The 10513-nt window shown below is 59.1% G+C and carries 8 protein-coding genes and 1 tRNA gene; all 9 read right to left on the bottom strand.

What is annotated here, in order from left to right:
- Positions 1 to 330: 330 nt before the first annotated feature.
- On the bottom strand, positions 331 to 690 hold the full coding sequence (gene rplT, locus AB5758_RS05940) for a 50S ribosomal protein L20 (RefSeq protein ID WP_006234421.1): 360 nt from the start codon (positions 688 to 690) through the stop codon (positions 331 to 333).
- A gap of 46 nt (positions 691 to 736) precedes the next feature.
- Positions 737 to 928 (bottom strand): 50S ribosomal protein L35, encoded by a 192-nt coding sequence (gene rpmI / locus AB5758_RS05935; protein ID WP_006234422.1) that lies wholly within the window; start codon positions 926 to 928, stop codon positions 737 to 739.
- Between the two features lie 32 nt (positions 929 to 960).
- Positions 961 to 1530, bottom strand: a complete 570-nt coding sequence (gene infC, locus AB5758_RS05930) for a translation initiation factor IF-3 (protein ID WP_006234423.1) — start codon at positions 1528 to 1530, stop codon at positions 961 to 963.
- Between the two features lie 431 nt (positions 1531 to 1961).
- Positions 1962 to 2048: transfer RNA gene (locus tag AB5758_RS05925), tRNA-Leu, on the bottom strand.
- A 39-nt stretch (positions 2049 to 2087) separates the two neighbouring features.
- Complete coding sequence (locus AB5758_RS05920) at positions 2088 to 3521, bottom strand: transglutaminase-like domain-containing protein (RefSeq protein ID WP_368152763.1); 1434 nt, start codon at positions 3519 to 3521, stop codon at positions 2088 to 2090.
- 256 nt (positions 3522 to 3777) lie between these two features.
- Positions 3778 to 4644, bottom strand: coding sequence for a class II fructose-1,6-bisphosphate aldolase (gene fba / locus AB5758_RS05915; protein ID WP_035137086.1), 867 nt, complete (start codon positions 4642 to 4644; stop codon positions 3778 to 3780).
- 194 nt (positions 4645 to 4838) lie between these two features.
- Entirely contained in the window at positions 4839 to 5522 is a 684-nt protein-coding gene (locus AB5758_RS05910; protein ID WP_328517356.1) for an MBL fold metallo-hydrolase, read from the bottom strand.
- 88 nt (positions 5523 to 5610) lie between these two features.
- Positions 5611 to 7971, bottom strand: a complete 2361-nt coding sequence (locus AB5758_RS05905) for a RelA/SpoT family protein (protein WP_368141099.1) — start codon at positions 7969 to 7971, stop codon at positions 5611 to 5613.
- 15 nt (positions 7972 to 7986) lie between these two features.
- Positions 7987 to 10513: helicase-related protein (locus AB5758_RS05900; protein ID WP_368155434.1), on the bottom strand; the 2527-nt coding region annotated here is incomplete at its 5' end.

Raw genomic sequence — 10513 nt, 5'->3', positions numbered from 1 at the left:
CCGGTTCTCAAGGTGCACGCCCCGCGGCTCATCCGGTCCGACCGGGCCGCGCGGCAAGGAGATATATTGCCAGACCGCGAAGCTCTGTGGGACGTCAATTCCACTCTTCACAAGTCCTACACAACATATTGCTTTCTATAGGTAATAGAAAGACTGGTGCGGATCTTCCGCACGTATCAGATGATGACCCTTTGGTTCAGGAATATATAGAGATCGGTCACCTGTAAGTGTTTATCTACCCGCGCTTTTAGCAATGTAAACCGCGCTTCAGATAAAAAGAGGGAGCGCCGCGCACAACGCGACACTCCCCTAGCGATTCAAGAGAATCTATTAGGCCTCGAGAGCCTTCTTGGCGATGGTAGCCAGCTCGTTGAAGGACTCGATGTCCTCGTAAGCCATTTGAGCCAGGACCTTGCGGTCGAGCTCGATGCCGGCAACCTTCAGGCCGTGCATGAACTGAGAGTAAGAGATGTCGTTCAGGCGAGCAGCAGCGTTGATACGAGTGATCCAAAGAGAACGGATCTCGCGCTTCTTGTTGCGTCGATCACGATACTGATACTGCAGGGAGTGCTGGACCTGCTCTTTAGCATGCTTGTAAGTACGCGAAGCGGCACCGTAGTAACCCTTCGCACGGTGCATAACGGTACGGCGCTTCTTCTTGGCGGCAACAGCGCGCTTAATACGTGCCATGTTCTATCAACTCCTAGACGGTAAAACGAAAAACGGGAACGCGAACTTAGGCGAGACGCGACTTGATGACCTTGCGGTCGGCAGCGGCGATCTCGGTCTCCTGACGGAAGCCACGCTTACGCTTGGTGGACTTCTTGCTCAGGATGTGGCTCTTGAAAGCCTTGGCGCGCATAAGCTTGCCGGTACCAGTCTTGCGGAAACGCTTCTTGGTGCCGCTGTGGGACTTCATCTTAGGCATGAAATACTCCTTAATCGGTTACAGAACACTAGTTACTTGGTATCGCTTGCCGCTTTATCCTCATCGAAGGCGCCCTTAATCGGGGCGAGCAGCATAAGCATGTTACGGCCTTCCATCTTAGGCTTGGACTCGACCGTAGCGTAAGGCTTGAGATCCTCGGCGAGACGCTCGAGAACGTTAAGGCCCTGCTCCGGGTGAGCCATCTCACGGCCGCGGAACATGATGGTGATCTTAACGCGTGCGCCCTTCTTGAGGAAACGCAGAACGTGGCCCTTCTTGGTCTCGTAGTCGCCAACGTCGATCTTGGGTCGGAACTTCATTTCCTTGACCTCGACCTTGGACTGGTTCTTACGAGCAGCCTTGGCCTTCATGGCCTGCTGGTACTTGAACTTACCGTAGTCCATGACCTTGCAGACCGGCGGCTCCGCGTTGGGAGCGATCTCGACCAGGTCGAGACCCTGATCGTCGGCGACGCGCTGGGCATCGCGGATGGCGAACAGGCCGAGCTGAGAGCCATCGACGCCAATCAAACGGCACGAAGATGCAGTAATCTCGTCGTTGATGCGGGTGTCATCAGACTTAGCTATTTTCCCTACCTCCATTCATAAAAAAATAACCCGGCGCTTCTCAGCAACCAGGTCATACACATAGACTTCCTCGATTTGAGGAAGGGAATCTAAGTTGTATGACCAGTCAGCTGCTCATTGGCGCCAAAAGGTGGGAGCCCTCGGGTTCCTCTTTAGGGCATTGTGGGAACAACGCCTTGCGAATAATAACACGTACAGCGCATTATCACATTACGTACACGAAAAAGGGGGCCACAACCCCCTCAAAGCGCAGGTGCATGTATGGTGCCCGAGGCGAGACTCGAAGGGCCTTCGCTTCGCGAAGCCCCGGGCTTCGGGCGCATGGCGCCCTCACCACGCTCCGCTACAAACAGGCCACAGGCCTGTTTACTTAACGCTCCGCGCGCTCACGCGAGTTCGGCACGAAAAAGGGGGCCTTGACCCCCTTGAACGCCCACTTGCATGTATGGTGCCCGAGGCGAGACTCGAACTCGCACGTTGTTGCCAACGGTGGATTTTGAGTCCACTGCGTCTGCCAATTCCGCCACTCGGGCACGTAATGCGTGAGTTAGTTTATCACAGCTTTCTGTTGATTAGTCCGAAAATGGTACTTCGAGCATTTCGATAAGCTCAACCTTGCGCAACATCTCCCGCTTACGACATCCACGTCCGTCAACCGAGGCCTCGCCCATCTGGTTGTCATAGGGGTCCTCGCGCATGCCATCGAAAGCAGGCACAAACTCAGCCTGGAATCGATCGTTGGCCACCATACGCCACGGATCGAGATTGCCAAAGTAGTGACGACGGCGCCACTCCTCCCCCATCCTGCGTGCCGAGGAACCAAACGATACGTCGGCGTTAAGCCAACCGGTCTGGGGTGTGTAGAACTCGGCCCAGTCGTGCGGTCCCACCGAATCGGGCGCAACATATAGGCCGCTCTGCCAACGAGCAGGCACCCCCGCGATGCGGCACATGGTGATAAAAGTGAGCGCCATAACGCCGCAATCGCCGCGGAGCGAATGCGCACAGTCGTCGGCAATAGATCCCAAAAGCAGGTACGGTGGCTGATAGCGATAGTCGATATGCTGTGTCAGGTAATCATAGATAGCACGAGCGCGATCGAGCGGATCCTCGAGCCCGTCAACAACACGCTCCGTCAACTGTCGCAGGTACGGCGTAAACGCAATGTGCGGACGGTCCTCGGAAGTGTCCTCGGGCAGTGGCGTGTCCATGCACGTATGCGATGGGAGCGCGCCACCATAGATATCGCAATAGGCGGCATCGATGTGATAGCGATAGGTCACCGAGAATGAATGTTCCGTCGAAGACGTCCAAGAGGCAGTACGAGCCGAAACGTTTTCAGAGGCAACGGTACCCCCCGACGTCATATCGAGAACCTCGATATGAGACTGTTGACGACAGGCGGCGGCAACGGGTAGCCACGCGCGAACAGCCTCTCCCTCCAGAGCCCCGGGGACAGACACGGATGCCTTGAGCGTGATGACGCGCGTCAACCCGTTTTGCGACTCCATTTCCCTGAGCATCTGGTTACGCAGCGCGATGCCGTCCGTAGAATCGGGACGCAGGCCCGGAACCTCCTTGGGGTACACGCGAAGCGAATCAAGGAAGTTATCGAGAACAAACAGCTCGCCATCGATAAAGCGCCAGTCAATACGCTTGCGATTAATCAGGTCGTCAAACTGCTCTTCGGTAAACTCTGGCCACTCCTCGCGAATCATCGCAATGGCCCGATCACGCGACACCGAAAAATGAAGCGACGTCTCGAGCATGCGATACCGCTCGGCACGAACACAAGCAGCCAGCGAAGGCTCAGGGTTCTGCTCCAGAAGGCGATCGCAGGCAGCAACAGCCTGCGTCAAATACCCGGCATCCTTAAGTCGAAGAATCTCGGGCGGCAGACCAATATCGAGATGACGAAAATCATCACAACAAACATCAACAGAGCAACCAACAGGACCTTCGTCAATAACCTTCCCATCCGAAGGCAGCACATTAATAACAGCCATACCAAACTCCAAGTCATTAGAACTCTTGAAGTCCATTGTAGCGAGATAAAAAGAAAGCCCCAATAAAGGAACCCTCAACACCGATATACGGTACCTATAAAAAATGAATTCAGCCCAGTAACCCTGTGGCGAGTTAACGAAGGAGGCCCCGTTCACCCGAAGCTTTTCCCATTGCGCGACTTCTGGCAAAGCCAGGTGAGCGCAAGGGAAAAGCGTAGGGTGAACGGGGCCTCCGACGGGAAAGTTAAACCGCTACTTACGCCTTGTTGACGGAGCCAAACTCCTCCATGAGCTCCTTGGTGCGGGCAACGATGTTGTCGCGACCAGGCTTGAGGAGCTTGCGGGGGTCAAAGCCCTTGCCCTGCTGATCCTTGCCAGCCTCGATGTACTCGCGAACGCCCTTGGCGAAGACGAGCTGCAGGTCGGTGTTGACGTTGATCTTGGAGATACCCAGGGAGATGGCCTTCTTGATCTGATCCTCGGGGATGCCGGTGCCACCGTGCAGGACGAGGGGCAGGTCGCCGGTCTGAGCCTTGATCTCGCCCAGGCGCTCGAAGGAAAGGCCAGCCCAGTCAGCAGGGTACACGCCGTGGATGTTGCCGATACCGCATGCGAGGAAGTCGACGCCCAGGTCAGCAATCTGCTTGCACTCAGCAGGATCAGCGAGCTCGCCGCTGGAGGTCACGCCGTCCTCGGTGCCGCCGATGCCGCCGACCTCGGCCTCGATGGACATGCCCTTGGAGTGGGCAAGCTCAACGAGCTCCTTGGTGCGGTCGAGGTTAAGCTGGAAGGTCTCCTCGTGAGAGCCGTCATACATGATGGACGTGAAGCCGGCCTCGATGCACTTGAAGCAGTCCTCGTAAGAACCGTGATCGAGGTGAAGGGCGACGGGAACGGTAACGCCCGTGGCCTCGACGGCAGCCTTGACCATGTCGGCGCAGACCTTGAAACCGCCCATCCACTTAGCGGCACCAGCGGTGCACTGAAGGATCAGCGGAGACTTGGCCTCCTCGGCGGCCTGGAGAATAGCCAGGGTCCACTCGAGGTTGTTGGTGTTGAAGGCACCGAGACCGTACTTGCCGGCCTCGGCCTTCTTGAGCATGTCTGCTGCGTTGACGAGCATAAAAGAAACCTCCTGTAAGGTTGCTCCGATAACGCCTGAGATTTTACCACGACATACCCGAGCATAAACGTTCGTTTGTTCACGAATACCATCCGATTGGACAAATTTTGACCGTTTGCCCCACAGAATCGACCCACTGGGGAAAATAGCTTGACGATTGAGCGGTCTTCGTGGTTCGGAAGACGGCTTCGAGCCTACATCTGCATAAACGGGTTCTGCATAAGTTCGCGCGCCATCGTGGTCGAATCGCCATGGCCCGTCAAGCAAACGGTATCGGGCGGAAGCATCTTGGCAAGTTTGGAGAGCGAGCGCATGATCGCCGCCTCGTCACCGCCGGAAAGATCGGTACGACCGTGGCTGCCCGGGAAAAGCGTGTCGCCCACAAAGGCGATGTTCCCCTGCTCGGTCGCGGCGAACAGGACGATGCCGCCCGGCGTATGCCCCGGCGTCTCGATCACCTGCAGGCAGACGTCGCCCACCTCGATTGTATCGCCCTCGGCAAGCAAACGCGTCGGCTCACCCGGATCGGGTGTCTCGATACCCCACATGGCGCGCTGCTCCTCGATATTTGCGCGAGGTACCGTCACGTCCTTAGCGCACAACTCATATAGCGCGCTGTCGCCAACGACAGCTCGAACCCCGGCAACCCCGCCAACATGGTCGGCATGACCGTGCGTGCAGACAGAGCCGAGTACGCGCACCTCGGGATGCGCGGTGCGGATATGCTCCACAAGACGCTCGCCCTCCCACGCCGGATCGACGATTAAGCACTCGTCATTCGAAATCACGGCGTAGCTGTTAGTCTGAATCGGGCCGTTGACGAGCGCCTCAATCGAAGCCGCGCCTCGGGGTGTCAGGTCCAAAGTCATATCGTCCATGCGCATACCCTCCTTCTAAAATACGTTCGAGGCACCAAACGATGCCTCGAACGTAACCAATATCTATGATGCTGAGAGGCTCTCGCACCTACACACGGCGCTTGAGTTGCGCTCCGCCCTCGCCGGGCATAAGACGGCGAGCGTCGTAGACCGAATCGACACTGCTGATGGAAGCCAGCAGCGGATCCAGGCCGCTCGCATCCGAAATTTCGACCATAAAGCGCAGGGTCGCAATACCCTCGCGGTTGGTCGACGTGGCGGCAGAAAGGATATTGCCGCCTGCATCGCCAATGGCAATGGTGACGTCCTTGAGCAGACCCATGCGGTCCAGGCACTCGACCACGATCTCGACCTGGAAGAGGGTGTCGGCAGCGCCGTCCCACTCCACATCGATCATGCGCTCGGGATGTTCCATAAGACCCTTGACGTTAGGGCAGTTGGCGCGATGCACCGAAACGCCACGACCGCGCGTGATGAAGCCGACGATGTCGTCGCCCGTCACGGGGTTGCAGCAATGAGCCAGACGGACCAGCAGGCCGCTGTTGCTCTCGCCCTTGACGATAATGCCGTTACTGGCGCTCTTGCCGCGCTTTTGCGGCTTGCGGTTGGAGCCGCGAGCGGGCTGCTTCACGACCTCGGCGATAGCCTCGGCCTTGGTGAGCTGTTCCTCGGGCTTGGGGTCCAAGATTTGCTCGACCTTATTGCCCACAGCGCGCGGGGCAACCTTGCCGGCGCCGACGGCGGCAAACAGGTCCTCGAGCTGCTTGAAGTTAAACTGCTCCGCCACGGCGTTGAGCGCACGCGCGGAGCGCGGCGTGGAGATGCCATACCCGCGCTTGCGCAGGTCCTTGGCCAGCATATCGCGGCCAGCAGCAGCGTCGTCGTCCTTGGTCGCAGCGGCAAAATAGCGGCGGATCTTGGACTTAGCCGAAGGCGTCTTGACGATCTTGAGCCAATCACGCGACGGCTTGGAACTCTTGTTCGTCAGGATCTCGACACGGTCGCCCGTCTTGATCTCGTGCGTGAGCGGAGCCACCGCACCGTTGATTTTGGCGCCGACGCAATGGTTTCCCACCTCGGTGTGAACGGCATAGGCAAAGTCGAGCGGCGTGGATCCGGCACGAAGCGCCATGACCTCGCCCTTGGGCGTAAAGACGAAGATCTCCTGATCGAAGAGGTCAACCTTCAGCGAATGCAGGTATTCTTTGGCGTCGGTAATCTCATCAGACGCAGCCCAATCGAGTGAGTGCTTAAGCCAGTTAATCTGGTCGTCCAGACGCTGGGCATCATTGGTCTTAGACGCAGACGATCCGCCCGACTTCTTATATAGCCAGTGGGCGGCAATGCCGTACTCGGCCTGCTCATGCATCTCGTAGGTTCGAATCTGAATCTCGAGTGGGCGGGCCGTGGGGCCGATAACCGTCGTATGGAGCGACTGGTAGTTATTGACCTTGGGCATGGCGATATAGTCTTTAAAGCGACCGGGCATGGGGTGCCACAGCGTATGCACCGCGCCGAGCGTGGAGTAGCAATCGCGCACCGAATGCGTGATGACGCGCAGTGCCACCAGGTCGTAGATCTCGGAGAATTCCTTGCCCTTGCGCTTCATCTTTTGGTAGATGGACCAATAGTGCTTGGAACGGCCGTTGATCTGGAAGCCTTCCAGGCCAATGCGGTTGAGCTCGTCGGTGAGTGTCTTGATGGTCTCAGCCAGATAGCGCTCACGGACCTCGCGCGACTCCGCCACCATGCGCGCGATGCGCTGGTAGGCATCGGGCTCCAGGTAGAAGAAGGACAGGTCCTCGAGCTCCCATTTGATTGAGCTCATGCCCAAGCGGTCGGCCAGAGGCGCGTACACGTCCATGGTCTCGCGCGCCTTAAACAGGCGGCGGTCCTCACGCAGAGCGGCAAGTGTGCGCATGTTATGCAGACGGTCGGCGAGCTTGACGATAATGACGCGGATGTCCTTGGACATGGCGAGGAACATCTTGCGCAGCGTGAGCGCCTGCTTCTCGTCCATGCTGTCGACTTCGATATTGGTGAGCTTGGTCACGCCATCGACGAGCTCGGCCACCGTATCGCCGAACAGGCCGGAAACATCGGCGAGCGAGGTCTCGGTATCCTCGACGGTATCGTGCAGCAGCGCGGCGCACACCACATCGCAGTCCATCTTGAGATCGGCCAAAATGATGGCAACCTCGACGGGATGGTTAATGTACATCTCGCCCGAGCGGCGCTTTTGGTTGCAGTGCTTCTCGGCGGCAAAGCAGTAGGCCTGCTCAACCTTAGAAAAGTCGTCCTCATTCATATATTTGAGGCACAGGCGCTCCAGCTTGTCGTAGCTGTCCGCCATAATCTCGGGCGGCAGCTCATCGGCATGCTTATAGTGCTCCATCTCCGAAAAAGGCTGGAGGGTGGAATCATGGGCGGTACGGGCTGCGGCATCCATCGAGGTCCCCTTCCCCTAGGCCCGCGGTACGATCGGGCGGTTAACTTTGGCTAGCATATCAGAAGCGCACGAATCGAGCGCCCAACTCCGGAAAGCCGAGAACTCCATGCGCGAGCGCAAGCCCTCCAAATAGCGAATTGACCTGCTCAATTGCACGCGGCCGGGGTTTTCGGCCATCGCGATGCGACGGGTGTCGTCAAACCCCGAAATGCGACAAAAACCAAGCTCTTCGAAGATTCCCAAGCCGCTTTCCACCGAGCGCTCGTCGACCGGCGTGCGAGCATCGATGGCAAGGCACATCTGCGCGATGTCGATATCGCTCGCGCTAAAGGAATCGTCCCCGGTCTTGCCGCGGTTGGAGCGCCACATGGTCTGCAGCGCGCGATAGAGCGTGACGAGCTCGTCGCGCTCGGGCGCATAGCAGTCGAGCAGGCGCTCGTTAATACGGGCGTCACGCGACGAATAGAGTAGATGGATCACGGCGGGTTGGCCATCGCGACCGGCGCGGCCGCTCATCTGGTTAAACTCAATGCCGCCAAACGGCATGTGATAGAGCACGACATGGCGAATATCGGGAAGGTTGACGCCCTCGCCAAAGGCGGATGTCGAGACGATGCAGCTGAGGCTGCCGTCTCGAAACGCCTCCTCTACGCGATGGCGGTCGGTGCGCGTAAGGCCAGCGTTATAGAACGCGATACGGGTCGCACAGTCGGGGACGCGTTTGCGTAGTGTCTTGGCGAGCGCCACGGACTGGTCGCGCGAATTGACGTAAATGACGGTCTTCTCCCCCGTCGCCACGATCGACACCAAACGGTTCTCGCGGCTCGCAAGATCTCGGTCGTCCTCGAGCTGCAGGTTCTCGCGCACCGTCTCGTCGACCACCGTGTGAGTGATCGGAAGCGTGCGGGCAAGCTCGGCCACGACCGGAGCCGTCGCGGTGGCCGTCGCGGCCATAACGACCGGGTCGCCCAGGGCTTTGAGGATATCGGGCATGTCGAGATAGGCGCTGCGGTCGCCGCCCTTGGCAAGGCCAGCGTGGTGCGCCTCATCGATAACGACAAAACCGATGCGCCCCGAACGCGCAAAGCGGTCGCGGTGAATGGACAGGAACTCGGGCGTCGTGAGCACGATGCCGGTACGGCCCGAAGCCAAGCCGGCAAACACGTCATCGCGCGCCGCCTCCACGGTCTCGCCGGTCAACACGCCGACGCCAATGCCGAGCGCGGCCATCGTCGACGAGAGGTGATAGGCCTGGTCGGCAACGAGCGCGCGCAGCGGATAGACAAAGATGCTCGCACGCCCGCGAAGAACCGCCTCGCGCGCGGCATGCACATGGAAGATGAGCGACTTGCCGCGCCCCGTTCCCATAACGGCCAGAACACTTTGGTGATCGGCCAGGGCATCGAGCGCCTCGACCTGCGCGCGGTGCGGCTGGTTCGAGCCTATAAAGCTATGGATAAGCGAGCGCGTCAGCTCGGTATAAGAAAGCTGGGCGAGTGTCTCGCGCTTACGCGACTCCAGGCGCAGGCCGGAATCCGCCGGCTGCACGCCACGACGAAGCTCGCATGCCGGATCGTCGACGCTGGGCAGCGTGGTATCGCGGACCAGAACATCCTTGATCATGAGCTTGGGCTTCACACGCCCCTGCCAATGCTCGGCAACGGCCTCGAACACCAAGTCGACAGCACTATCGCAGTTGATGAGCTTATCGATTTGCGGCACGCGGAACATAATGGCCGGCACGCTTGCGGCGCCATCGGTCGCCACAAAGCGCATGTGCTCGCCGGTTTTGCCCACCACGGCGCGATCGCACATCGTCACGCCCTCGGCGGCCAGCAGCGGCACCTTGTTGCCCTGGCCAAACGGCTCAAGACGGGAAATCTGCTCTATAGTCTCGATATTCAGCTCGGAAAGGTCGACCGTGGCGGCAACCTCGTCGATGTCTTCAAAGTCCTCGGCGGGAATCTCCGATAGCACGGCGGAAAGGCGACGACGGAATTCATCGAGCTTGGATGCCTCGATGGTCACACCCACCGCACCGGCATGTCCGCCGCGACGAATCAGCAGGTCGGAACAGCGCTCGACGGCGTCAAACAGGTTAACTTTGCCCACCGAGCGACCAGAGCCGCGCGCGATACCGTCCTCGATCGAGAACAGCAGCGCCGGCACGTGATAGCGGTTGGTCAGACGGCTTGCCACGATGCCCTTGACGCCCTCGTGCCAGCCTTCGCCGCCCACAACGATCGCGCGCCCGCCGTCATAGGTCTCCTCGACCTTTGCCATGGCATCGCGCGTGAGCTCCGCCTCGATCTCACGGCGCTGGCGGTTGATTTCCTCGAGCTCAGCCGCCAGCGCGCTTGCTTCGATGGGATTGCGGGCAAGCAGCAGGTCGAGCGCCAGCTTGGGATCGGCCATGCGGCCGGCAGCGTTTAAGCGGGGAATGAGCGAGAATGACAGGCCATCCGCCGTAATGCTCGAAAGGTCCGCCTTGGCAAGCGCGGCAAGCGCGATATAGCCGGGGCGAGCGGTTACGCGCATCTGC

This window comes from Collinsella aerofaciens (assembly GCF_040926405.1).
Taxonomy (GTDB): domain Bacteria; phylum Actinomycetota; class Coriobacteriia; order Coriobacteriales; family Coriobacteriaceae; genus Collinsella.
Note: the sequence above shows the minus strand (reverse complement) of the source record. Positions and strands in the feature narration are given on the sequence as shown.